Below are 22,346 nucleotides of genomic sequence, written 5' to 3' on the forward strand. Positions count from 1 at the left end.
CGCCACCCAACGGCCCACCCGGCCCTGCACGATCGGGTATGCCGCGGCGGCACCCGAGGTGGCCGGGCCCGGTCGGGAGCCACCCGGCATACTCACGAGGGTGAGCGAGGAACCGCAGGAGCAGCCCGCGAACCCGTCCAGTGGCGCCGTCCAGCGCGCCCGAGCCGACCTGGCGGACGGTCGCGAGTGGAAGGCGCGGGAGCGGCTGGTCGGGCACCTCGCCGGCGAGTACGACGCCGAGGCGCTCGAGCTGCTCGGCGAGGTGAACTACCTGATGCGCGACCTGCCCGCGGCGGGTGCGGCGTGGTTCGGCACGTCGCGCCGCGGCACGGACGTCGACGAGGCGGTCGAGGCCTGGCGCGAGCGGTACGGCGACCACTTCGCCCAGATGTGGAGCAGCCTGCCGCGGTCGGTGCGCGAGCTCGAGGGCAACAAGCGGGTGGATGCCCTGCGCCGCCGGGCTGAGCAGGTGGGCAGCGGGTCGGGCGCGACCGGTGGGTCCACAGGGGCCGCTCAGGCGCCCGCCGCCGAGGAGACCGGTGACGGTGGTCCGGACGCCGCCACGATCATCGCTCTGGCCCTCGCGGTCCTGTTCGTCGTCTGCGCCGTGGTCGGGCTCGTCACGGTGCTCCGCTGGCTGGTGCCCGGGTGAGCGGCGACGCCCCGGTCGGGGTCGGCGGTCCGCCACTGGTGCGCCCGGTCGTGCTCGCCCAGGTGGCCGACTCGGTGCCGGAGCCGCTGGGCGAGGACTGTGTGCGCGTGGCGGTCGACGGGGTCGACGGGTCGGGCAAGACCGTGTTCGCGGACGAGCTGGCAGCCGAGCTGACCTCCCGTGGCCGGGCCGTGGTGAGGGTCAGCGCCGACGACTGGCACCAGGTGCGCGAGCTGCGCTACGCCCGGGGCCGCGCCTCAGCGCAGGGCTTCTGGCTCGACTCCTACGACTACGCGCGGCTGAGGGCGGAGGTGCTCGACCCGCTCGGGTCGGGTGGGTCACGGGCGTACCGCGCGCGGGGCCACGACCTCGAGACCGACGAGGTGATCGAGGGTCCGGTGTCGCACGCCCCGGTGGGCGCGGTGGTGGTCGTCGACGGACTGTTCCTCCAGCGGGCCGAGCTCGAGGGGTGCTTCGAGTTCGCGATCTGGCTCGACGTGCCGTTCGAGGAGACCGCGGCGCGGATGGCCGAGCGCGACGGGACGCCGCCCGACCCCGAGGACCCGTCGATGCAGCGCTACATCGGGGCACAGCGCACCTACTTCGAGCAGCGCTCGCCGTGGACGCGGGCCGACCTCGTCGTCGACAACACCGACCTCGCCGCGCCATTCGTGGTCACCGGCGGGTTCGACTGACGCGAACGGCACGGCGTGGGTGCTTCGCCCTGTCGGTGCCCCGTGTCACCCTCGGGTCATGGAGAACCTCTCGGACGTGCTGCTCCTCCACGCCGTCCAGGCGTGGTGCGACGTGTGCCTGGACGAGCGCATCCTCGTGCCCGTCGTCGACGACCTGCCGGGCGGTTTCTGCTGCACGGTGTGTGACACGGCGGTCTTCTCGGCTCTCGACGACCTGCCCGCCGTCGCCGCCCTGCGCCGCTCGGCCTGAGGCGGCCGCGCCCCCGCCGATCCGGCGCCGGCGCCCTGTCAGGTGGGGCGGCCGAAGCGGGCCCCGTGGTGCCAGACCTTCTTGAGGTCCTGCGGGTCGTGGTCGCCGCGCGCGACGGCGGCGCCGATCACCGCAGGGTCGAGAGAGCCGTCGGTGGCGACCTCGGCCGCGACGTCGACGATGCGCGCCCCGCGGTAGTCGGGGTGCTCGCGCACCGTGGCGAGGTCGAGCCGGAAGCCGTCGTGCCTGCCCGCCGGGATGCCGGCTGCGGGAGGATCCGGCCCATTGGCCGTCTTCGTGGCGGCTGGTGCCCAGATGCGGCGGAGAACCGGCCCATGGGCCGAGAATCCTGGCCGAGGATCTGGTCGTCAGGCGCGCTGAGGTGGTCGGGGGCGCGCCGACGGCGGCCTCGAGAGGAGACTGACGTCATGTACGTGCCGCACTTCAACGCCTGGGACGACGAGCCGGAGATCCGCGCGATGGTCGCCGACGTCGGCTCGGCGCAGCTCGTCACGACCGGCCCGGATGGCTACCCGCTCGCGACCCTGCTGCCGGTGGTCTGGCGCGGCGACACCGTCATCGCCCACCTCGCCCGCGCCAACGAGCACTGTAAGGCGATCGGCCCCGACCAGCCGACGCTGCTGGTGGTCACCGGGCCGCAGGCCTACATCTCGCCCAGCTGGTACGCGGCCAAGGCCGAGCACGGCAAGGTGGTGCCGACGTGGAACTACTCCGTCGTGCAGCTGGCCGGGAGGGCCACGGTGCACGACGACGTCGACTGGCTGCAGGGGGCGGTCGACGAGCTGGTCGAGCACCACGAAGGTGGTCGTGAGTCGCCGTGGCGGAGCACCGACGCCCCAGAGAAGTACCTCCGGGGGCAGCTGCGGGCCATCGTGGGGTTGGAGGTCGCGGTGGAACGGGTGGAGGCCAAGGCGAAGCTGAGCCAGAACCGGTCTGACGCCGACCGGGCCGGGGTAGTGGCCGGGCTGCTGGCCGAGGAGTCGCCGGACGCGCACGCCGTCGCCGAGCAGATGAGCCCACCGACCGACGGTCACGCGTGGCGTGCGCGCCACTCGTCTGCCAACAGCGCGTAGAGGTAGCCGTCCATCCACTGCCCGGACGGGTGCAGGCCGTCCTGCACGGCGTGCTGTTCGCGACGCATGCCCACCCGCTCCATCAGTCGGTAGGAGGGGGCGTTGCCGGCGAAGCACTCCGCAGTCACGCGGCGGAGGCCCAGGTCCTCGAAACAGATCCGCAGCACCTCCTCGACGGCCTCGGTGGCGAAGCCCTTCCCCGTCTCCTCCGGTCGCAGGACCCACCCGAGCTCGGCCTGGATGCCCTTGGCCTCCGCAGACAGTTGCGGAGGTGCCCACGCGTCGCCGATCTTGATCATGAGGTCGCCGATGACGATGCCATCCCGTTCGACGACCACCAGGAGGTCGAGTCGCTCGGGGGCGACGAACCGCTCGTGGAAGTCGTCCGGCGGGGCGCCGAGCCACTCGGTCGCCAGCGACGAGCTGCGGTAGGAGAGAACGGCATCCGCGTCGTCAACGGTGGCCCGTCGGAGCGTGAGTCGCGCTGTGGTCACGGGCCATACGATGTCGGCGAGCTCTCTGGGCACGGTCCATTGTGCGTCATCGAGCGAGTCGGAGCGGTCTCCAGCGGGGCCGGTCAGCGCCAGAAGTCGCCCAACTGCGCGCCGAGTGCACGACCCTGCTCGTACCCCCCTCGCGCGGCTGGTGGACGCGTGGCGGGGTCGAGGGCGTTCGCGTCGAAGACGTCACCGGCCCGGGCGTCGGGAAAGACGGACTCGACGCGGCTACCGCTGGCCCGCAGGTCATCGACCTGGCTCGCGAGATCCATGCGCCACTCGAGCGGCATGCGCGTCCGTCCGCTGAAGGGGGACAGCACCAGCACTCGTGCGTAGCCCGTTGCCAGGTCGGCGTTCTCGCTGCGGCGGTAGCCACCGTTGATGTACGACTGCTCGCCGATCGGGTAGCCGTTGCCGGTGCTGGCGGAGACGGCGTCCACCAGGTCGATGCCGCTGTGGCGGTCGAACACGACGGGTTCACCGGTGCGTGCGTCGACCGCCGTGATCCAGAGGTCGCGATCCGGCCAGTCGTGCTGGGGGAGTCGGGCTGTGACGACGTCGCGCCACCGCGCCCGGACGGCGCGGTCGCCTGTCTCCAGGGCCGCCGCGCCCATCCGGCGACGCAGGTCGACCGCGTCACTGGATGCAGCGATGACTCCGTCCGACCACTCCACGTAGCGCCGACCGGCGGCACCCGGACCGCCACCCGGGCCGCCACCCGGACCGCCACCCCGCCCAGGCCGTCCGCCCGGGGGAGTGGGGCGCGGCACTTCGGCCAGCACGGCGGCATACAGGTCGGAGGGGTGGGTGCCACTGGTGACCTGGGCCGCCACGGTCGAGCCTGCCGAGGTGCCGACGATCAGGTCGGCGTCGAGCAGGTCGACGCCGACCTCGGCGAGTCCTGCGATGAGCCCGAGCTCCCAGGCGTTGCCGGCCGCACCGCCGCCGGCGAGGACGAGAGCTCGTCTCCTCGAGGTGCCCACGCGCTACATCAGCTCCGCGAGCCGGGCGAGTCCGGGAGCGGTGTGCTTCGCCAGCCGCTCGTTGACGTCGTCCAGCGCCGCCGAGGGGAGGTAGCCGGGTGGGACGCGGGCCGGGTTGGTCGCCACGCCGGTGGACCACTCCTTGATGTCGGGTTCGGCGGAGTAGGACTGGGAGTTCCGGATGCCGAGGACGATCATCTGGGCCCAGTCCTGCAACGAGTTCCCGTAGATCGACGGGGCGCAGATGCGGTTCTTCTCGTCGTCGTCGCGACGGGTCGCCTCCACATAGCCGGTGACCGCCGCGCCGAACGACGGGAAGCCGGCCCGCACGGTCTGCAGGGTGATCGCGTCCGGGCTCCAGATGGGCACTCGCCCGGGGTTCCGCAGGCCGTCCGCCGCGCAGTGCACGACGACGGCGTCGGGCGCGACTGACACGGAACCATCCGCGAAGGTGAGCCGGCCGCGATCGACGGCCTGGATGTGCCCCCTGCGCACGACGTTCTCGAGGGTGCGCAGCTGGTCGAGCTCCCAGGTGGCCAGGGTCGGGGTCCTGGCCATCGTCGGGGTGACGGTGCGGTCGACGCGCAGCATGACGCCTCGCTCCTCGAGCCGCACGAACACCTCGTCGAGCGAGGCCGCGCCGCTGCCCGCCTCCACCATGTCGGCGATCGCGCCGAGGAAGATCGCGGGGTCGGGCTGGATCACGGCCCGGTTGAGCATCCAGGGGTCGCGAGGTCGCACCCAGCAGATCGCGTCGGGGTCGACCCCGCGCGCCAGCAGCCAGACGCACGCGTCGGTCGCCGTCTTGCCCGACCCCACGACGACGTACTGGCTGGGTGCCTCGTCCAGCACCGCCAGGGCGTTGACGGGGATGACCTTGGCGCCGTCGGCGACGTCGAACGGCGGCGGCTCCTCCGCGGGGATGTTGGGTGCCAGGTAGTGGGCGTTGACCACCCGACACCTCTGGCCGACCTCGAACGTCTCGCCCGAGATCCGCGAGACGAAGGTCCGGTCACCCAGGTAGTCGCTGTTGGGGAAGAACTCGACGCGCCCGGTGTCGACGAGGCGCTCGAGCACCGAGGCGAAGTACGCGCAGATCTCGGGCTGGGTAGCCCGCTCCTGCAGGCCCTTCTCGGGTCCGCTCTGCTGCAGCTGGCCTCCGCCGAGCAAGGTCGACGCGACGCCGTAGAAGGAAGAGGACTGGTGCAGCCGCACGAACGGGTATGCCGCGAGCCAGTGCCCGCTCACGCCGTGCCGGCGGTCCACCAGCGCGACTCGCGCGTCGGAGTGGTCGACGAGCGCGTCCGTGAAGGCCATGCCCATGGCGCCGGCACCCACCACGAGGTAGTCGGCTGCGACAGTGCGAGTCACGGGACCACGCTGTCACCACCGGGGCTGCTCGTCCATCGGATTGAGGGGAGCGACGTCTGGGGAGCCCGCGGCTGCTCGCCGTCAGCGCATGTTGCCGGTGTGACCCAGGCTGAACGACCCGGGCTGGGGCCAGACGCACAACCCGTGCGGGCCGGAGTCGACGCGGATCGAGTGGAGGAGCTTGCCTGTCGCGGTGTCGAAGACGTAGACGACGTCGTCGTAGCGTCCTGCGAGCCACAGCTGCGAACCGTCGGCTGTCACCCCACCCATGTCCGGCGACCCGCCTCCCGGAATCCTCCACACGGCTGCGGTCGCGAGCGTGGCGGCATCGAGCACCGTGATCGTGCCCGCGTCGCGGTTGGAGACGAACATCTGACGTCCGTCGCGCGAGGGGTACAGACCGTGCGCGCCCAGCCCCGTGTGGATGAACCGGGCGACCTCCAGCGTGTGCGCATCGATCACCCACACGCCGTTGCGCAGCATGTCGGCCACGAGGAAGTGCTGGCCGTCCGGGACGATTCGCACGTCCTGGGGCATGGAGCTCGCACCGGCCCGCAACCCGTTCTTGGGGCTGCCTGGCATGGACATCGCCTCCCTCGGTGAGGTGGCTCCGGGCGTCTTCAGGGTGTTGAGGTCGATGACCTTCATGACCTTGGTCGCCTCCCGGTCGATGACGAGGAGCTTGCCGCTGAACTCGCAGCTCGCGACGAGGAACGAGAGGTCCGCCGAGTAGTCGGCGTGGTTGATCCCGGCGCACGGGACCGCCAGCGACCGCTGCAGCTTCATGGTGTGGGCGTCGCGCACGTCGATGCGGTGCAGGCGTTCCGCCATGACCAGGGCGTGTTTGCCGTCCGGGGTGAAGTACAGGTTGTAGGGGTCTGCGACCTGCACCGGTCGACCCGGCCGGCCGGTCACGGGGCTGACCGGGGTCAGGGAGTTGCCCTGGTCGGCGTTGACCCACAGCGTCTTCAGGTCCCACGAGGGGACGACGTGCTGCGGCTCCCGCGGGGTGCGGAACCGTCCGACGACCTTGTACGTGCGCGGGTCGATCAGCTGCACCGTGTTGCTCAGGGTGTTGGGCACGTAGACCATCGGCCGCGCCGCCAGTGCGACGGGGCTGAGCGCGTTGGCGCCCGCCGCGGCATACACGGAGGGTGTGGGTGTCGTGGAGGGCGCTGTGGTGTTGGCGTCCGCGGCATCCGTGCCGCCGGAGCCTGGTCGGCGTGCGGACGACGACGCGCTCGCCCCCACCGACGCTGAGGGGCTGTGCCCGTCGCCCTGGAGGGCAGCGCAGGCCGCCAGCCCGGTGGCTGCGACGAAGGCCACGGTGAGGAGGCTGGTGACCGCCGTGACGCGCTGGGTCAGCGAGCGAGCGGCCCGAGGGCCGTCTCCCGACCTGCGGTGGGGGCGCATCAGGCGGCCCGCAGGAGGGTGGACAGCGTGACTGCCTCGAGGCCCTTTGATCGCAGCCCGGCGAGGATGGCCGGGAGCGCGAGCACGGTGCCGCGATGGCCGAAGTGCAGGCTCACGATGGAGCCCGGTCGCACGGACCCCAGCGTGCGGTCACGAACCGCGGTGGCGCCGGGGTCGCGGAAGTCCTCGGGGTCGACGTCGTAGGAGACGCAGCGCTGGTACCCGGCGGCGGCAGCGGCCGCACGGATGGTCGCCGTGCTGTGCTGCGTCCCGGACGGCCGGAACCACCAACCGGCGCTTCCCACGGAGGCCTCCAGTGCCCGGGCGCCGCGCACCGCCTCGTCGATGGCCTGCGCGCGGGTCAGCTGCTTCATCTGCTGGTGGCTCCAGGTGTGGTTGCCGAGCTCGTGCCCGGCCCCCACGATCTGGGGGCCGACGTGCGGGTTCTGGTGCAGCCAAGTGCCCACGGCGAACACCGTGATGGAGGCCTGGGCGCTGGCGCAGGCGTCGAGGATCTCGCGCGCCATGGTGACCGGACCCTGTCCGTGGAACGTGAGGGCCACCTGGTGGCCGCTGTCGGGTCCGTGGGAGATGTCAGGTCCGGGTGCCAGAGCCACGGGCGGTGGCCCTGAGGCGGCGCCGGCCGAGGTGGCCGCAGGTGATGGGCCACTGGTGCTCGACCCGGTCGGCGAGGAGTCGCGAGTCGTGCTGGCGGAGGCCTCGCCCGGACGGGTGGGGGCGGGTGAGCTGGGGTCGGAGGTGCCACTGCACCCCGCCAGCGCGGCGCCGGAGAGTCCGGTCAGGGCCGCCGAGAGGACGGTGCGTCGGGTGAGGTCTGCCGTGCGGGCACGCGCCGCGTCGGGGTCTGTGCCATGGTCCACAGGAGACAACGCTACGTCCATGGCCTAAGTAGTCCCTGAGAACGACACAGCCTTCTCTCAGCGCGGGTGATTGACACTCGAGGCGTGGTAACCCCCCGCTTCGCTCCCGGCAGCGGCCGGGCCACGCTGACCACGCTCCGCAGCCGGGCGACCTGGTCGTCGGCAGGGTTGGTCGCCCTGGTCCTGTGGTCGGTCGGGTGGTTCGTCATCCAGGCCCCCCACGGTGGAGGCTCCTGGCACTTCTTCGCGACCGGCGCGGGGGTCCTCTCCGACCTGGACGACGGGACGCGTGCTGGGTTGCACCTCTATGCCGAGCACCCGGTGCTGCAGATCGGCCCCCTTGCGYTGGGCACCGCCTGGGCGCTGGGAAGGGTGTCCGACGGACATGGCCTGCTCGCCGCCCAGCTCGTGGGGGCCGGACTCGGAGCAGCGGTCGTGGCCCTCGTGCGGCGCATCGCGCGGCAGCTCCGGGCGCTGCACGGAGCCGTCCGACCACGTGGCCTGGACGCCATGCTGCTCGCCGCGGGTGCCTGCTTCGCGCCCGTCTGGATGTATGCCGCGGTGAGCTCCACCCACCTCGACGACGTCCTGGCGATCGCGTTCGGCGTTGCGGCGCTGGCCCTGGTCCTGTCTGGGAGGCCGGTGTGGGCCGGGCTGGCCATCGCCGTGGCCGTCGACTCCAAACCGTGGGCGCTGCCGTTCGCCTTGGTGCTGTTCGCCCTGCCCTCACTGCGATCTCGGACCGTCGCCCTCACGGTCGCCGCGTTGTGCACCGCCGCCGCGTGGCTCCCGTTCTTCATCGCGGACCCGCACACCACGCGGGCCCTGCACTTCACGATTGCGAACGGGCCCCTGTCGGGTCTGCGCCTGCTCGGGGTCATGTCGGCCCGGACCCCACCCTGGGACCGACCGCTGCAGACCCTCCTCGGGACCGCCCTCGCCGGAGCAGCGGTGTGGCGCGGCCGGCCGACGGGCGCGCTCCTGGTCGTCATGGCGAGCCGCCTCGCCCTCGACCCGGGCACCAACCGGTACTACACGGCAGGGCTCGCTGCCGGAGCATTGCTGTGGGACGTGACAGGGTCACGTCGGCGCTGGCCCTGGTGGAGCCTGACGGTGCTGCTGGGCCTGCACGCCGCGCGGTGGGTCCCGGCACTCAACCCTCTGCACGGGCTCGCGCTCGTCGCGTTCGCGGTTGCAGCGGTGGTGTCGGTGCTGGGCCCGGGCCGGCCCAGGCCCCGGGGTGCAGCGCGAGCCGACCCGGCGCCTGGTGCGCTTCGGCTCTCCCATCACCGACCTCTCCTGACGTCACGCGGCGAGGGGCACCGGAGTGCGTTGGCCAGTGAGCACCCCTCAGAGGGCGGCGACGCCCGCGGTCACGGCCAGGGCGAGCCCGAACGCGTAGGTGCCCATCGCCCCGGTCATGCGGGGCGCGGACTCGGCGGCCAAGGTCTCGGACCTCAGCATCGCGACAGCGTGCAGGAGCCGTGACGCGGTCGCGGCGATGATGAGCCCCTGCGCCCAGGGCTCCGGCGACTTCCAGCCCACGAGCAGGAAGAGCGCAATGAGCGTCGGGACGTACTCGGTGGCGTTCCCGTGGGCCCGCTGCGCGATCAGCAGCGGGTCGGCAGGGTCCACGGGCATCTGGCTGCCTCCGCGCTGGGCAGCGCGACCCCGGTTGAGCGAGACGTTGAAGCCGAGGATGAAGATCGAGGCGGCCAGGACGGCCGAGCAGATGATGGCTGTGGTCATGACGGTTCCTTCCACGTGGTGTGGGTGAGTACGTGCGAGACGAGGTCGGCGCAGTACGTCGTGCCGAGCAGGGCGTCGGCCTTGCGCAGTGCGCCTGGAGAGGTCACGTTGACCTCGATGAGGTGGTCGCCGATGACGTCGAGGCCTACGCAGCGCAGGCCGTAGGCCCGCAGCGTCGGCGCCAGCCGCCAGACGATGTGGAGGTCGCGGTCGGTGAGCTCGGCCGGCCCGTCGGGGCTGACGATGCGGAAGTCGCCCGGCACCGGGTGCCGGAGGCTGGCGCCGACGGCGACACCGTCGAGGACGTAGATCCGCTTGTTGCCGGCCTCGACCTCGGGCAGGTAGGGCTGCGCGACCACTGCCCGCCTACCGGCACTTGTGGCGGTCTCGATGATCGACCCGAGGTTCGGGTCGTGCTGTGCCAGGAGGAAGACACCGCGTCCGCTGAAGCCGTCGACCGGCTTGACGACGATGCGTCCGTGCTCGGCCAGGAAGGCCCGCAGCGTCTCGCCACTGGCGGTGACCACGGTCGGTGGCACCAGGTCGGGGAACGACAGGCCCAGCAGGTGCTCGCTGCAGGCACGGAGCCCGCCGGGGGAGTTGACCATCGCAGTGGTCGGGCGGTCGTGAGCGTTGTCGTGGTCGGTGTCGTGGTCGGCCCGGCCCACGAGGTCGAGCACGTAGGTCGCGGCCAGGAAGTCCTGGTCGACCGGGGGCTCGAGCCTCAGGAACACGGCGTCCACGTCGTCGAGCCGCAGTGCCTCCTCGGGGCCAGCGTCGTACCAAGGGTCCGGCACGGTCCACCGGCATCCCTCCACGGGCGTGGAGGGCGCCAGCTTCACGGCTCGGGCGCGCGCCACGGCTCGCCGGTCGACGACCTCGAGGTGCCGGGCCTCGGCGGCCCACACCTCGACGCCGAGCTCCTGAGCCGCGTGCATCAGGCCGATGCTCGTGTCGAGGGAGGCGTCGAGCCCGTCCAGCGGGTCGACAACGAAGAGCGTTCTCATGCCGCCACCCCGTTCGAGGGGATGGCGCCGAGCAGCTCGCGGAGCGGGGAGGCGTCTGCGGCCTGCCACTGGTCCCAGTACGTCGGGAGGGTGGGCAACAGGAGGTCCAGGGCGCGGCGTCGCTGGCGCGCGTCATACATCAACGTCCAGATGGTGCCGAGGAGCTCGGCGGTGGGTCGCTGGGAGTCGAGGAAGCGCAGCTCGAGGTAGCCGCCACGCGGTCGGACCGGGGGGAAGAGGGTGTTGAGGTGGTACCCCTCGTCCTCGGCCTCCGCGATCGGAAGTCGTTCTGCGGCAAGGGCGAACGCGGCATACGCGCCGATCGGGTCGCGGACATCGAGGTGGCGCCCGTCGTAGCCCGTCCTCGCCGGGTCGATCCCCTGCCAGATGCGGGTGCGTTCGCGCGAGCCCTGGTGTGCCGCCACGAGACTCGGGCCGGCGAGGTTGGCGACCAGCCACTGCTCGACCCCGGCCGGGCCCGGGAGCAGGTCGACACACACCTGCAGCGACGCGGTGAGGCGCATCATCCGGCGCCCGGCGTCGCCAGCGCGGTCGAACAGCGCTTGCATAGCGAGGTAACGCGGCGTCTGGAGCGTGAGGGGCACCTCGTCGAGGGATCGCCACGGGTCGACACCCGTCAGGGCGACCTCCGTGGTGCTCTCGACCGCGTCGAGGCACCAGTCGACCTCGCGCAGCAGTGCGGCGATGGTGGGCTGCGGCGGGAGGCTGAGCTCCAGCTGACCTCCGGGTTCGCGAGTGGGGTGCCCGCGAGCTGCGAGCTCCGCCCCCAGGACCGGTATGCCGCATGGCGGCTCGCCGCCGATCGACGTCCCGGTGCGCACATGCATCTCGAGCTCGACGCCGATCCTGCGGCGGCCCTTCGCGGGGCTGAACGCTCGCTGGACCGCGTGTCTCAGCTGGCGTGTTCCACTCATCGATCCTTCTCCATTTCACCGCAGTTAAACTGCGGTCAATTACCGATAGAGTGATCCTCGTGGACGAAGGTGTCAAGAGGCAGTACCGCTCGGCCGCTCGGTCGGCGGCCGCCGAGGAGACGCGCGCGCGCATCCGTGAGGCCGCGCTGGAGCTGTTCGTCACGCGGGGCTTCCAGGGCACGACCCTCAAGGACGTGGCGGAGCGGGCCGGGGTGGGGGAGCGCACGCTCTACGACAGCTTCGGCAACAAGCTGGGCCTGCTGCGCCACACGATCGCGATGCTGACGATGGGCGACGAGTCGCGGGTGCGCGCTGCAGACCGACCCGAAGCCGTCGCCACCCGCGCCATGGACGACCCGCACGAGGCGCTGGCGTCCCACCTCAGGCTCGCCACCGACCTGATGAACCGGGCGGGCGACCTGATCCTGGTCAGCGACGCGATCCCCGCTGCCGATCCCGACCTGCGACGCACGGTGACCCGTGGCACCGAGGCGGCCTACGAGCTGAATCTCAAGCTGGCGCAACGGTTTCACTCGCGCGGGGAGCTCCGCCCCGGCCTATCCGCCGCGACGGCCGCGGACATCATGTTCACGTTGAGCTCGCCGGGCGTCTTCCACACCCTGCGACGGACCAGGCGGTGGGGCCAACAGCGCTACCAGGACTGGGTCATCGCCAGCGCCACCCAACAGCTCCTGGCCTGACTCGGGCGGCCCTCCTGACCCGGCGGCAGGCCCTGGCCTGGTCGGTGCGCCGACCACAACCGTGCAGGTCAGGGGGCCTACCGCCCAGTCTTTGGGCGTAGGGTCGCGCACATGCGCACTGCTCGAACCACGAACCTGGCCGCTGCACCCGAGGGCTCGACATGGCTTTCCTGACGCGGTTCGCAGACGACCGCTCCAAGCCCTCGATCGGCTCCGCCCTGCGCGATCTCGCGGTGCGCGCGGTCGCCCCGGCGATCATCCTGTGGGTCGCGATCGTGCTCGGCGGCCTGTTCATCAAGGGTCCCCTCAAGGGGCTGAACTCCGAGGACGCGATCAGCAAGGACGCGCAGGGCCTCCGCACGCCGACGTGGGACAGCATCACGATGGTCTGGTCGCACATCGGCAACACCGAGATCGTCATCGGTGTCTGCGTCGTCGCCGTCGCCCTGCTGTGGTGGCGCACCCGCGAGTGGTGGCGTGCCGTGGTGCCTGCGATCGCCATCGCCCTCCAGGCAACGGTGTTCGTCATCGCGACCGCCGTCGTGGGGCGGCCTCGCCCGCACGTGCCCCACCTCGACCCGGCGCCGCCCACCTCGAGCTACCCCAGCGGCCACGTCGGGGCGTCAACCGCCCTGTACGTGTCCTTCGCCCTGCTCGCCCAGTCGATCGAGCGCCCTGCCCTGCGACGAGTCGTCACGACGATCTGCCTGGTGATCCCGGTGCTCGTGGCGTGGGCCCGGCTCTACCGAGGCATGCACCACCTCAGCGACATCCTGATCGGGGCGCTGAACGGCCTCGTCTGCGCGCTCCTCGCCTGGGCCTACCTCCGACGCAAGAACGCCTGACGTCGATCAGGACGATGCGGGCTCCACGTCGGTCTCCGCCACGAGCTTGCTCACGACTTCTTGCGGCACATCCTGCTGTTCCGCCGCCTTGGCGTCCTCGGCTTGCTGGACCTCCACCCGGGCCGCCTGCCAGGCCGACCAGTGGCCGGAGACCAGCGCCCACAACGACAGAGCCGACACGTAGACGACGGAGTTGAGCCAGCCCATCATCATCGAGATCGGGATCATGATGATCCAGAAGACCGCCAACCAGCCGTTCACGCGCCGCATGAACACGGGGTCGCCCTGAACGCTCGCCCACAACGACTTCACTACACTCACAGGGTCCTCCTGGCACAGTCCGCGCAGGTGCGCACGGACGTCAAGTCCATCACCGCAAGTCTGAGTGTTTCCTGAGGACTGCGAAGCTCCAGCCCCGGTCACGGCCCCAGCGCAGACCCGGCGACCTGCCTGCCAAGATTGCGCCATGAACCCGCTCCCGGACCTGCCCCACGCCGTGCGCTACGCCGCCCTGGCCCGGTTGCTCGTGCGGCACGGACGGTCCGACCTGGTCAGTGGAGCGGGGTTCGACGAGTTCCTCGTCGAGGACGAGCGGCCCGCCGGCGACGTCGCGGCGGCGGAGTCCCTGGCGAATGACCTGGAGGCGATGGGTCCCACGTACGTCAAGCTCGGCCAGCTCCTCTCGACCCGCGTGGACCTCCTGCCACCGGCCTACACGGAGGCCTTGACCCGCTTGCAGGACAAGGTCGAGCCGTTCCCGTACGCACAGGTGCAACAGATCGTCGAGGACGAGCTGGGCGTCTCGATCCGGCACGCCTTCGCCTCCTTCGACCAGGTGCCCCTTGCGGCCGCGTCCCTCGGGCAGGTGCACCGTGCGGTCCTGCCCAGCGGCAGGGAGGTCGTCGTCAAGGTGCAGCGGCCGGGGGTGCGCGAAGTGGTGCGGGACGACATGGAGGCACTGACCAAGATCGCAGCCTTCGCCGACGACCACACCGAGGTCGGTCGTCGCTACGGCTTCGGCCAGCTGCTGACGCAGTTCCGGCGTTCGCTGGCGGGCGAGCTGGACTACCAGCGGGAAGCCGCCAACCTGGTGCGCCTCGGCGCTCTCACTGCCGACTACCCGTTGCTCGTGGTGCCGCAGCCCGTTCCCGACTACACCAGCAGCAGGGTGCTCACGATGGACTGGGTGCCCGGTCGCAAGGTCACCGACATCAGCCCGTTGGGCCTGACCGACCTCGATGGTGAGCCGCTCGTGCGCGAGCTCTTCGCGGCATACCTGCGGATGATCCTCGTGGACGGCTTCCTGCACGCTGACCCCCACCCCGGCAACGTCCTGCTCACGCCGGATGGCCGCCTCGGTCTCATCGACCTCGGCATGGTGGCGACGGTCCCCCCTCGCGTCCAGGACCAGATCGTGAAGCTGCTGCTCGCGATCGCCGAGTCGGACGGCGAGGAGGCCGCAATGGTCTTGGCCTCGATGGGCCAACGGCTGGAGGGGTATGACGCGGCGCAGTTCCGCGACGAGGTCGCGGCCCTCGTGTCCCGGGCGGTGTCACTCGGGGAGCAGGCCCAGGCAGGGGCCGTCCTGGTGGAGCTGAGTCGCCTCTCGGGCGTCCACGGATTGCGGCCGCCGCCCGAGATGACCATGGTGGGCAAGGCGTTGCTCAACCTCGACCAGGTCACCCAGCACCTCGACCCCGGCTTCGCCCCCGCCGAGGCGATCCGCGAGAACATCACCGACATCATGGGAAGCGGCCTCTCCGTGTCAGCCTCAGGGCTGATGGCGGCAGCGATCGACGCCAAGGAGTTCACGGCGAACTTCCCCCGCCGCGCCAACGCCATCATGGACCACCTCGCCGACGGGAAGTTCTCGCTCCGGGTGGATGCCCTCGACGAGGCCAGGTTCCTGCACGTGCTCCAGCGGCTGGCCAACCGGCTCACGATGGGGATCGTGATGGCGGCGCTGGTGGTGGGTGCGGCCTTGATGATGCAGGTGCCGACGCGCAACCGCGTCCTGGGTTACCCCGCCATCGCCATGGTGTTCTTCCTCCTCGCTGCCCTGGGTGGCGCGGCGTTGATCATCTCGATCGTGCGGACGGACAGCCGGATCGCGCGGCGCGAGAACTCCGACCGCGACCCCAGACCCTGATCTCACCCGGCGAGGGTCTTTCTCACCGCCCCGGTGCCGCGCCGCCGCGCCGGTGCCGCGCCGCCGGCGCACTCACGGGCCTCGGGTTGCGCGACCTTGCGGTCAACTGCGGTGGGAGGGCCCTTTGGCCCTGTGCCCCCGGGTGGGGTGCTGCAACTCTCGCTGCATGGGTACACCCGTGATCCGGTGCGAGGCGGTCGTCAAGCGGTTCGGTCGGACCGAGGCGCTCCGCGGGGTGGACCTCGCCGTCGAACCGGGTGAGCTCTTCGGCTACCTCGGGCCCAACGGGGCCGGCAAGACGACGACGCTGCGCCTCCTGCTGGGGTTGACGCGACCGACCTCCGGACGGGTCGAGGTCCTTGGCCTGGATGCGTGGCGCCATCGTGACGAGTTGCACCGCCGCATGGGGTACCTGCCCGGTGACATCTCCCTCTACCCGCGCCTGACGGGTCAGGAGCACGTGGACTTCCTGGGCCACCTCCACGGGCAAGGGCGACCGCCGGCAGCGCGCGCGCTCGCTGACCGGCTGGACCTGGCCCTGGATCGACCGGTGCGCCAGCTGTCGCGAGGGAACCGACAGAAGCTCGGCCTGGTCCTGGCCATGATGACCTCCCCAGAGCTCCTCGTGCTCGATGAACCCTCCAGTGGGCTCGACCCGCTCGTGCAGCGCGAGTTCCACGCCCTCCTCGCCGAGCACGCCGCGAACGGGGGCACGGTGCTGCTCAGCTCGCACGTGCTCAGCGAGGTGCAGCGGCTCGCCACCCGGATCGGCGTCCTGAGCCGAGGACGGGTCATCGCCGTCGAGCGGCTCGACGATCTGCGAGCCAAGTCGTTGCACCACGTGGAAGCACAGTTCACGTCGAGCGTGCCGCTGGCACCCTTCGCGGCGGTCGATGGGGTGCGCAACGCGCGCGTCGAGGATGAGGTCCTCAGGTGCGACGCACCGCAGGCGGCCCTCGACTCCTTGACCAAGCAGATCGCGCGCTACCCCCTCGTCGACCTCACCGTCGTCGAGGCCGAGCTCGAGGAGACCTTCCTCGCCTACTACGCGACAGGAGCCGACGATGCTGCGTGATGTGGTGCTCAAGTCGATGCGTGATCAGCGACGGTCGTATGCCGGTTGGTGTGCGGGCGTCGTCCTGTTGGTCGCCATGTACGTGGCGCTGTGGCCCAGCATCAAGGGACAGCCTTCGATGCAGGACTTCCTCGACCAGATGCCGGCTGCCTTCCGCAACCTGTTCGCCATGTCCGGAGCCGACATGTCCACCCCGGTCGGCTACATCCAGATCGAGCTGCTGTCGTTCATGGGGCCCTTGCTCGTGCTCTTGTATGCGGTGGGGATCGGCTCGTCGGCGGTCGCCGGCGAGGAGGACAGGCACACGCTCGAGCTGCTCCTGACGTCCCCGGTTTCTCGTCGACGGGTCCTGGTCGACAAGGCCGTGGCGATGAGCGTGGGGACCTTGGGCCTGGCGGCCCTGCTGGGGGTGGCTCTCGTGGCCGAAGGGGCTCTGGTGGACATGCGGCTTCCTGCCGCCAAGGTCGGCGCAGCCATGCTCCACCTGGGGCTGCTGGGCCTGGTCTTCGGTGCCCTCGCGCTCGCCATCGGGGCCGGGAGTGGACGGCTTGGCCTGAGTCGTGCGATCCCCGTCGCCCTGGCCGTCCTCGGCTATGTCGTCAACGGACTCGCGGGGCTCGTGGACTGGCTCAGGCCGTTCCAGAAGCTGTCGCCGTTCTAYCAGTACAGCGCCCACGACCCCCTGCGCACCGGGGTCTCGTGGAGCGCCATCGGTGTCGCAGTCGTCACCGTCGTGGTCCTGGTCGCGATAGCGGCGTGGTCCTTCGACCGTCGTGACATCGCCTCCTGAGCGCAGTCATTGAGCGGCGGCTCCCGTGCGGCTCAGGTCCCTGACGTCGTGCGGACGACGGACTGCCCTTGCTCGGGGCCCAGGTCCTGGCCAGCGGCAACCAGAGCCGGAGCTGGCGTGAGCCACTCGCGTGCGGGCAGCATCGGGTCAGGCCGACGCCACGAGTCGACGACGCGTCTGGTCCCGAGAAGCACCAGCACGGCGAGGATCGCCCAGAGCACGCCAGCGGCGATGGCCTCGATCGGCCTGAACGGCTGCCCCTTGGCGATGCCGCTCCAGTCCAGCCCGTGATTCCAGTCTGCATACAGGGCGAAGAGGAACAGGCCGCCGAGGAGGTTGTAGGCGAGAGCAAGCCTGGGGGCGAGAAGCACGGAGGCCAACGCAGCCCAGGCCAGGTACTGGACGCCGAAAGCCGGCGAGAGGACCAGGAACGCGATGAGGCTGACCGCAACGCACTCCATGGCGGCTCGGGGCCGGAGCCACGCGAGGGCGGCCGGCGCCACCGCGCAGATGAGGAGGACCGCGTAGCGCCCGGGACCGATGAGCCAGGCCGAGACCATCGGAAGGTCCAGCGAGTCCATCAGCTTCACCAGGCCCCAAGGCCGGTCATCGACGCCGGCATAACCGAGCACATTGCTCCGTATGCCGTTCCGGTCCAGGACGAGCGCCGGCCCCCAGACCGTGGCGATGACCACACCGAACCCGACTGTGGCGCGAAGCAGTGCGCGCAGATCCCGGCGACCAATGAGCCAGGCGGCCAGGGTGGGGAGCGCGACGATGGGGGCGAGCTTCACGCTGACGGCAAGCGCGATGGCCATGCCCGCCAGCACTGCCCTGCGGCGATCGATCAGCAGGTGGGCCCCCAACCACAGCAACATCATCGTCACCGGGTCGGTGTTTCCGTGGTACCCGGACACGAGAAGGAGGATGGGACTCGCCGCGAGGGTGACCCCGCCGAAGGTCGCGACGCCCATAGTTCTACGACGCCGGAGGATCTCGAACACGAGGAGGGCCGCCACGACGTCGCTGRGGGCGGCCGCAGCGCGGAGCGAGAACTCGATGGGCACACCCCACCCGTGCAGGGCTGACAGGGCTTCGAGAAGGTAACCCACCAGCGGCGGGTGGTTGTACTGCGTGGCGCCGCGGCTGACGAAGTCGAGGGTGTACACCCCCACCGGTCCCTGCTGACGCACGCCGGCCGCGAAGGCGACCCAGGCACCCATGTCCTGCGTGCCACCCGTGGTCGCAGCGAGCGCCAGCTTCACGAGGAGTGCCGCGAGGGCTGCCATCAGGACAGCGAGCCTCCCCTTGGCGGGCGACAGGGCTGCGCGGCTCCCCCCGAGGTGCGTCACGCAGGGATCCTAGGCAAAGCGAACCACGGGAGAGGGCGGTCTGGACGAATCCCGTCCTGATGGCAGCCAAAGGGACGAGGTTCGTGCGGCCGGGCTCGCTGGTCCCGATTCTTGGCTGTGGAGCCGGTGTCGAGAATCGAACTCGCGTGTCCAGCTTGGGAATCAGACGATGGGCGTTGTTGTCAGGTGTGGGCGGAGCACGATTTGTGCTCACACCAGGTGGCATAGAATGCCGACGTTGGTGGTGGGTAGGGGTTGGTGGGGCCCCACATCTGGCACGTTCTGGCACGCCTCGGTCCACTTCACATGCCGTTCTCTCTGCCCATGGTCCTTCGTCGTTCTGGCTTGCCACCCCAAGGGAACCGCTCGTCCTGGCTAGCGGCCGACGGTGCGTCCCGAGAGCCGGTGCCGCCGTTCGCGCGCCTCCTCACAGCCCAAAAGCCAGCCGCCTGGTTGCGACATTCGGCAGAGCATTGTCGGGGCTAAGGCGCCAGAGGCCGGATGACGTTTCGCACTACGGTCCAGCCCACCAGCAGGACGGTCCACGCCCGTGGGTCGATTCGTAGGAGCCAAGAGTCCACAGTGACTTTGAGAGAACGCCCACCAGTGACTCGGAGGGCAACTCTCACCAAAATAAATGCCAGCAGAATCACCACCGTCGCGTTGTCCCTAAGGGCGAGACTGGCGTTCCCCTGGAGGAGTGACTCAACAGCTCGAGTCCCACCGCAGAATGGGCAATACCAGCCGGTGATGACAAGGAAGGGGCAACCCCAACCTGTTAGGTGGTTGACCGCCGCCGAGGCTGCGGCGCACAGTGCGCCGGCGCTCAGAACTGCATCGACAGACCGCATCGGTGTTGGTCCGGTGGCGGTCGGCATGCGGGGAGCATAGGCCGACAACCCTGTGCAGTTGTGTGCGCACTCCGACCGGGGATGCGGGGCCGGCTCGGCGCTGGGAGTCATATCTCAGGCGCCAATCGTCCGCATGTTGGCATTTCTTCCGTTTCCGCTGACAGCACCAGTGGGCACGCATTAGTTTCAGTGCGCTGCGCGACTATGGGACTTGGTCCGCGGGGGGACAGTAAACGGCTGTTAGCTGGGCGCATGACAAGGCGACCAGCGCAGGTCGTCTCTCGTGGGGGCAAGGACAGGGTCGTTTGGCGCGCAAGTGTGCTGGACATCCCCCGACGTTCTTGCCCTACGAAAGGGAGCTCGCGTGGCCGTTGACGTTGACTACTACGCCGTCCTTGGTGTTGCCCGTGACGCTGATACCGAGGTCGTTGAGGCAGCGGTCAAAAAGGCGATGCGCGAGTGGCGCAAGCGAACCGAAGCCCCTGATCTGGGTGTTCGCCAAGAGGCGGAAGTGAAGGTCAAGCAGATCGAGGAGGCTCGCACTATCCTGCTCGGCGCCAAACGAGCCGCCTACGACCGGGACCTCGCGGGCGGCGTGAAGCAAGCCGCTACACCCGGAGCGCAGGCGGACAGCGGCAATGGTCAGAGTTGGCTGGAACGGGCCGAGGACTACCTGGCGATCGCTGACTACCACTCGGCTGCGTATGCGGCTCGTGAGGCGACGCATGTCGAGGGCACCAACGCAAAGACCTGGTGGATTCGCTCGCGCGCGAACGCCGGGCTGTCCCTCTGGCAGGACGCCCTGTACGAAGCGCGGCAGGCTGTCCAGCTGGAGGACAACAATGCCGAGTACCACTTCAGTCTCGGCCTCATCCACGAGCAGATGAGCGCCTACGTCGAGGCGATCAGCGAGTACCGCCGCGCGGGCACCTGTGACCCGCAGAACCCCCTGTATGAACTGGCGGTCGGAGGTGTCTACGCCTCGACCGGGAAGCCCGACCAGGCGTTGCCGATCATCGAGGCGGTATACAAGAAGCATCCCCAGGACCCGAACGCCAACTACTACCTCGGCTCGGTCCTGATCGACCTTGCGGAGTCAATTCCCAAGTCGAGGACACACGACTCCTATGTGGTCACGTCGCAGGACGAGATCAACAGGATGCGCGCGCTGGCAACCCGGGCCAAGGGTCTGAAGATCGTCGACAAGGAGGTCCGCGAGGGGGCGGATCACATCCTCAACTACCTCGATGCCATGGACAAGAAGTCGTTCCGGCCACCATGGGCGCTGGTGGCAGGTGCCGGAGCCCTGGGGGCTGACGCCGGGTGCCTCGGTGCGGTGTTGATGACCTCGTGTGCGGGGGCTGTGCTGTTCCTTCCCTTCATCCTGATCTTCGTCGGCTTTGGGCAGATGGGCGACAACCCCGGCGGAGGCCTTCTCTGGCTGCTGGTCGGTGCGGGGCTTTGCTGGGTCTGGTGGAAGTTCATGTACGTCCCCAAGTGGAAGCAGAACAAGAGGGGCCTCTGATGGCAAAGGCAATCGGGATCGATCTCGGAACCACGTACTGTGCCGTTGCCGCCATCAACGGGTCTGGTCAACCGGAGATGGTGCGCAACAGCGACGGACAGACCATCACGCCATCCGTGGTGCTGTTTGACAACGGCGAAGCCATCGTGGGTCAGCAGGCCAAGCTTCAGCGAGCAGCGTTCCCGGCGGATGTTGTGGAGTTCGTCAAGCGCCAGATGGGCAGCGATTCCTGGCGCTTCTATCCGACGGTGGGCGACGCCTACACGCCGGAGGGGGTCTCGGCAGTCATCCTGAAGCGACTGGCTTCCGATGCGGGTCAAGCCCTCGGCGAGCCCGTGACCGAGGTCGTCATCACCGTCCCGGCGTACTTCGACGACGCCCAGCGCAAGGCGACCAAGGACGCGGGGGAGATCGCTGGACTAGAGGTGCTTTCGGTCATCAATGAGCCCACCGCAGCGGCCGTGAGTTTCGGCGTCGAGCACGAGTTCAATGGCACTGTGCTCGTCTACGACCTCGGCGGGGGCACGTTCGACGTGACGCTGCTCAAGGCAGCCGATGGGAACTTCGACATCGTGCGCACGGATGGCGATCGCAACCTCGGTGGATTCGACTTCGACAACGTCGTCATCCAGTGGATCAAGGCCGAATTCGCTGCCTTGACAGGAGAAGTCATCGAAGGCGACGACATGGACGCACAGCTGCGTGATCGCGCCGAGCAGGCCAAACACCGCCTCAGCGTCTCCGACCAGGCCCCTGTCTTCGTTTCCGCAGGGGGCCGCAACGAGAAGCTGATCCTGACTCGCGACAGGTTCGAGGAGATCACCAGCAGTCTTCTCGCCCGCACCGAGATGCTTGTCGAAGATGTCGTGGACGGCGCAGGCCTCGGCTTCAAGGACGTCGACAAGGTGCTTCTCGTTGGGGGTTCTACCCGGATGCCTATGGTGGCCAAGATGCTGGCCAGGCTGACCACGCAGACCCCGGACCAGTCCATCCATCCTGATGAGGCGGTGGCAAAGGGCGCCGCCATCGTGGCCGCCATGCGCCGTGGCGCGGCCTCGAACAGTGGCACGGGTCCGATGCCCCTCACGCCGAGCGGCCATACTCTCGCGATCAGTGATGTGGTGTCGCACGGCCTCGGCGTCGTGACAGTCAATGACCATGGGCGAGAGGTCAACTCGCTCATCGTCGCGGCCAACTCGAAGATCCCGATCAAGAAGTCGGAGACCTTCTACACGGTGGTTGCGAACCAGACTGAGTTGAACGTGCGGGTCACCGAGGGTGACGAGGAGGACCTGAAGTACGTCAAGATCCTCGGTTCATCACTCCTGCAGGTGCCGCCGCACCCGGAACAGGGCTCGCCGATCCAAGTGGTCTTCTCGTGCGACATCGACGGCATCCTGCACATCGAGGTCACGGATCTGGTTGACGGTCAGAGTCTTGGAGAATTCGAGATCGACCGCGCGAAGAACCTCGATCGAGATGAGATCGACCGCATGCGTGACGCGTTGTCGAACCTGGACGTTCAGTGAGC

Annotated in this window: 23 protein-coding genes; 11 read left to right on the forward strand and 12 right to left on the reverse strand. The window is 69.7% G+C overall.

Annotated features, from left to right (window positions below; genetic code table 11):
- Positions 1 to 100: 100 nt before the first annotated feature.
- Genes AC1DX8_RS09020 through AC1DX8_RS09030 form a run of 3 tightly spaced genes read left to right on the forward strand, consistent with a single transcriptional unit; the run spans position 101 to position 1,597 of the window.
- On the forward strand, positions 101 to 652 hold the full coding sequence (locus AC1DX8_RS09020) for a DUF6584 family protein (RefSeq protein WP_477629581.1): 552 nt from the start codon (positions 101 to 103) through the stop codon (positions 650 to 652).
- Entirely contained in the window at positions 649 to 1,347 is a 699-nt protein-coding gene (locus AC1DX8_RS09025) for a nucleoside/nucleotide kinase family protein (protein WP_477629582.1), read from the forward strand. Before AC1DX8_RS09020 ends, AC1DX8_RS09025 begins: the two co-directional genes overlap by 4 nt.
- A gap of 58 nt (positions 1,348 to 1,405) precedes the next feature.
- Positions 1,406 to 1,597: a hypothetical protein gene (locus tag AC1DX8_RS09030; protein ID WP_477629583.1), complete on the forward strand. Its 192-nt coding sequence runs from the start codon at positions 1,406 to 1,408 to the stop codon at positions 1,595 to 1,597.
- Positions 1,598 to 1,635: 38 nt separating this feature from the next.
- On the opposite strand, the gene AC1DX8_RS09035 is transcribed toward AC1DX8_RS09030, so the two are convergent.
- Positions 1,636 to 1,812: a hypothetical protein gene (locus AC1DX8_RS09035; RefSeq protein ID WP_477629584.1), complete on the reverse strand. Its 177-nt coding sequence runs from the start codon at positions 1,810 to 1,812 to the stop codon at positions 1,636 to 1,638.
- Positions 1,813 to 2,025: 213 nt separating this feature from the next.
- Between AC1DX8_RS09035 and AC1DX8_RS09040 the strand changes: the two genes are divergently transcribed.
- Positions 2,026 to 2,691: an FMN-binding negative transcriptional regulator gene (locus AC1DX8_RS09040; RefSeq protein WP_477629585.1), complete on the forward strand. Its 666-nt coding sequence runs from the start codon at positions 2,026 to 2,028 to the stop codon at positions 2,689 to 2,691.
- On the opposite strand, the gene AC1DX8_RS09045 is transcribed toward AC1DX8_RS09040, so the two are convergent.
- The 8 genes from AC1DX8_RS09045 to AC1DX8_RS09080 all read right to left on the reverse strand — a co-directional run bounded on the left by AC1DX8_RS09045 (position 2,649) and on the right by AC1DX8_RS09080 (position 11,527).
- The gene (locus AC1DX8_RS09045; RefSeq protein ID WP_477629586.1) at positions 2,649 to 3,185 is read right to left on the reverse strand and encodes a GNAT family N-acetyltransferase; all 537 of its coding nucleotides are present in this window, start codon (positions 3,183 to 3,185) and stop codon (positions 2,649 to 2,651) included. The two genes, AC1DX8_RS09040 and AC1DX8_RS09045, sit on opposite strands and share 43 nt — an antisense overlap.
- An 83-nt stretch (positions 3,186 to 3,268) precedes the next feature.
- Positions 3,269 to 4,171: a patatin-like phospholipase family protein gene (locus AC1DX8_RS09050; protein ID WP_477629587.1), complete on the reverse strand. Its 903-nt coding sequence runs from the start codon at positions 4,169 to 4,171 to the stop codon at positions 3,269 to 3,271.
- A gap of 3 nt (positions 4,172 to 4,174) precedes the next feature.
- Positions 4,175 to 5,542, reverse strand: a complete 1,368-nt coding sequence (locus tag AC1DX8_RS09055; RefSeq protein ID WP_477629588.1) for an NAD(P)-binding protein — start codon at positions 5,540 to 5,542, stop codon at positions 4,175 to 4,177.
- Between the two features lie 81 nt (positions 5,543 to 5,623).
- On the reverse strand, positions 5,624 to 6,868 hold the full coding sequence (locus tag AC1DX8_RS09060; protein WP_477629589.1) for a YncE family protein: 1,245 nt from the start codon (positions 6,866 to 6,868) through the stop codon (positions 5,624 to 5,626).
- 86 nt (positions 6,869 to 6,954) lie between these two features.
- Positions 6,955 to 7,836, reverse strand: coding sequence for a polysaccharide deacetylase family protein (locus AC1DX8_RS09065; RefSeq protein WP_477629590.1), 882 nt, complete (start codon positions 7,834 to 7,836; stop codon positions 6,955 to 6,957).
- Between the two features lie 1,350 nt (positions 7,837 to 9,186).
- The gene (locus AC1DX8_RS09070; RefSeq protein ID WP_477629591.1) at positions 9,187 to 9,585 is read right to left on the reverse strand and encodes an MAPEG family protein; all 399 of its coding nucleotides are present in this window, start codon (positions 9,583 to 9,585) and stop codon (positions 9,187 to 9,189) included.
- Entirely contained in the window at positions 9,582 to 10,592 is a 1,011-nt protein-coding gene (locus tag AC1DX8_RS09075; protein ID WP_477629592.1) for an ATP-grasp domain-containing protein, read from the reverse strand. The genes AC1DX8_RS09070 and AC1DX8_RS09075 overlap by 4 nt, the downstream gene beginning before the upstream one ends.
- Entirely contained in the window at positions 10,589 to 11,527 is a 939-nt protein-coding gene (locus tag AC1DX8_RS09080; RefSeq protein ID WP_477629593.1) for a glutamate-cysteine ligase family protein, read from the reverse strand. The genes AC1DX8_RS09075 and AC1DX8_RS09080 overlap by 4 nt, the downstream gene beginning before the upstream one ends.
- A gap of 59 nt (positions 11,528 to 11,586) precedes the next feature.
- Here AC1DX8_RS09080 and AC1DX8_RS09085 point away from each other — a divergent pair, with 59 nt between their 5' ends.
- A complete protein-coding gene (locus AC1DX8_RS09085) occupies positions 11,587 to 12,228 on the forward strand; it encodes a TetR/AcrR family transcriptional regulator (RefSeq protein WP_477629594.1) in 642 nt (213 codons plus the stop codon).
- Between the two features lie 161 nt (positions 12,229 to 12,389).
- Positions 12,390 to 13,073, forward strand: a complete 684-nt coding sequence (locus tag AC1DX8_RS09090; RefSeq protein ID WP_477629595.1) for a phosphatase PAP2 family protein — start codon at positions 12,390 to 12,392, stop codon at positions 13,071 to 13,073.
- 6 nt (positions 13,074 to 13,079) lie between these two features.
- Here the strand turns inward: AC1DX8_RS09090 and AC1DX8_RS09095 are convergent, their stop codons facing one another.
- Entirely contained in the window at positions 13,080 to 13,394 is a 315-nt protein-coding gene (locus tag AC1DX8_RS09095) for a hypothetical protein (RefSeq protein WP_477629596.1), read from the reverse strand.
- Between the two features lie 145 nt (positions 13,395 to 13,539).
- On the opposite strand from AC1DX8_RS09095, the gene AC1DX8_RS09100 reads away from it, so the two are divergent.
- From AC1DX8_RS09100 to AC1DX8_RS09110, 3 genes are all read left to right on the forward strand, one after another.
- On the forward strand, positions 13,540 to 15,222 hold the full coding sequence (locus tag AC1DX8_RS09100) for an ABC1 kinase family protein (RefSeq protein WP_477629597.1): 1,683 nt from the start codon (positions 13,540 to 13,542) through the stop codon (positions 15,220 to 15,222).
- Positions 15,223 to 15,388: 166 nt separating this feature from the next.
- A complete protein-coding gene (locus AC1DX8_RS09105) occupies positions 15,389 to 16,297 on the forward strand; it encodes an ABC transporter ATP-binding protein (protein ID WP_477629598.1) in 909 nt (302 codons plus the stop codon).
- On the forward strand, positions 16,287 to 17,087 hold the full coding sequence (locus AC1DX8_RS09110; RefSeq protein ID WP_477629599.1) for an ABC transporter permease subunit: 801 nt from the start codon (positions 16,287 to 16,289) through the stop codon (positions 17,085 to 17,087). Before AC1DX8_RS09105 ends, AC1DX8_RS09110 begins: the two co-directional genes overlap by 11 nt.
- Positions 17,088 to 17,119: 32 nt before the next feature.
- On the opposite strand, the gene AC1DX8_RS09115 is transcribed toward AC1DX8_RS09110, so the two are convergent.
- Complete coding sequence (locus tag AC1DX8_RS09115) at positions 17,120 to 18,439, reverse strand: glycosyltransferase 87 family protein (protein WP_477629600.1); 1,320 nt, start codon at positions 18,437 to 18,439, stop codon at positions 17,120 to 17,122.
- A 482-nt stretch (positions 18,440 to 18,921) separates the two neighbouring features.
- The gene (locus AC1DX8_RS09120) at positions 18,922 to 19,401 is read right to left on the reverse strand and encodes a DUF2752 domain-containing protein (RefSeq protein WP_477629601.1); all 480 of its coding nucleotides are present in this window, start codon (positions 19,399 to 19,401) and stop codon (positions 18,922 to 18,924) included.
- Positions 19,402 to 19,654: 253 nt separating this feature from the next.
- On the opposite strand from AC1DX8_RS09120, the gene AC1DX8_RS09125 reads away from it, so the two are divergent.
- Complete coding sequence (locus AC1DX8_RS09125; protein ID WP_477629602.1) at positions 19,655 to 20,815, forward strand: J domain-containing protein; 1,161 nt, start codon at positions 19,655 to 19,657, stop codon at positions 20,813 to 20,815.
- Positions 20,815 to 22,344 carry an Hsp70 family protein gene (locus tag AC1DX8_RS09130; RefSeq protein ID WP_477629603.1) on the forward strand — a complete coding sequence of 510 codons (1,530 nt, stop codon included), beginning with the start codon at positions 20,815 to 20,817 and terminating at the stop codon, positions 22,342 to 22,344. Before AC1DX8_RS09125 ends, AC1DX8_RS09130 begins: the two co-directional genes overlap by 1 nt.
- Positions 22,345 to 22,346: the final 2 nt, after the last annotated feature.

Source organism: Pedococcus sp. P2_A3, assembly GCF_056405035.1.

What these genes read in the sequence shown, in the direction of transcription:
- AC1DX8_RS09090 (WP_477629595.1), top strand. Translation starts at nt 12,390, where the DNA reads ATGGCTTTCCTGACGCGGTTCGCAGACGACCGCTCCAAGCCCTCGATC.
- AC1DX8_RS09080 (WP_477629593.1), bottom strand. Translation starts at nt 11,527, where the DNA reads ATGAGTGGAACACGCCAGCTGAGACACGCGGTCCAGCGAGCGTTCAGC.
- AC1DX8_RS09120 (WP_477629601.1), bottom strand. Translation starts at nt 19,401, where the DNA reads ATGACTCCCAGCGCCGAGCCGGCCCCGCATCCCCGGTCGGAGTGCGCA.
- AC1DX8_RS09130 (WP_477629603.1), top strand. Translation starts at nt 20,815, where the DNA reads ATGGCAAAGGCAATCGGGATCGATCTCGGAACCACGTACTGTGCCGTT.
- AC1DX8_RS09105 (WP_477629598.1), top strand. Translation starts at nt 15,389, where the DNA reads ATGGGTACACCCGTGATCCGGTGCGAGGCGGTCGTCAAGCGGTTCGGT.
- AC1DX8_RS09100 (WP_477629597.1), top strand. Translation starts at nt 13,540, where the DNA reads ATGAACCCGCTCCCGGACCTGCCCCACGCCGTGCGCTACGCCGCCCTG.
- AC1DX8_RS09070 (WP_477629591.1), bottom strand. Translation starts at nt 9,585, where the DNA reads ATGACCACAGCCATCATCTGCTCGGCCGTCCTGGCCGCCTCGATCTTC.
- AC1DX8_RS09030 (WP_477629583.1), top strand. Translation starts at nt 1,406, where the DNA reads ATGGAGAACCTCTCGGACGTGCTGCTCCTCCACGCCGTCCAGGCGTGG.
- AC1DX8_RS09040 (WP_477629585.1), top strand. Translation starts at nt 2,026, where the DNA reads ATGTACGTGCCGCACTTCAACGCCTGGGACGACGAGCCGGAGATCCGC.
- AC1DX8_RS09075 (WP_477629592.1), bottom strand. Translation starts at nt 10,592, where the DNA reads ATGAGAACGCTCTTCGTTGTCGACCCGCTGGACGGGCTCGACGCCTCC.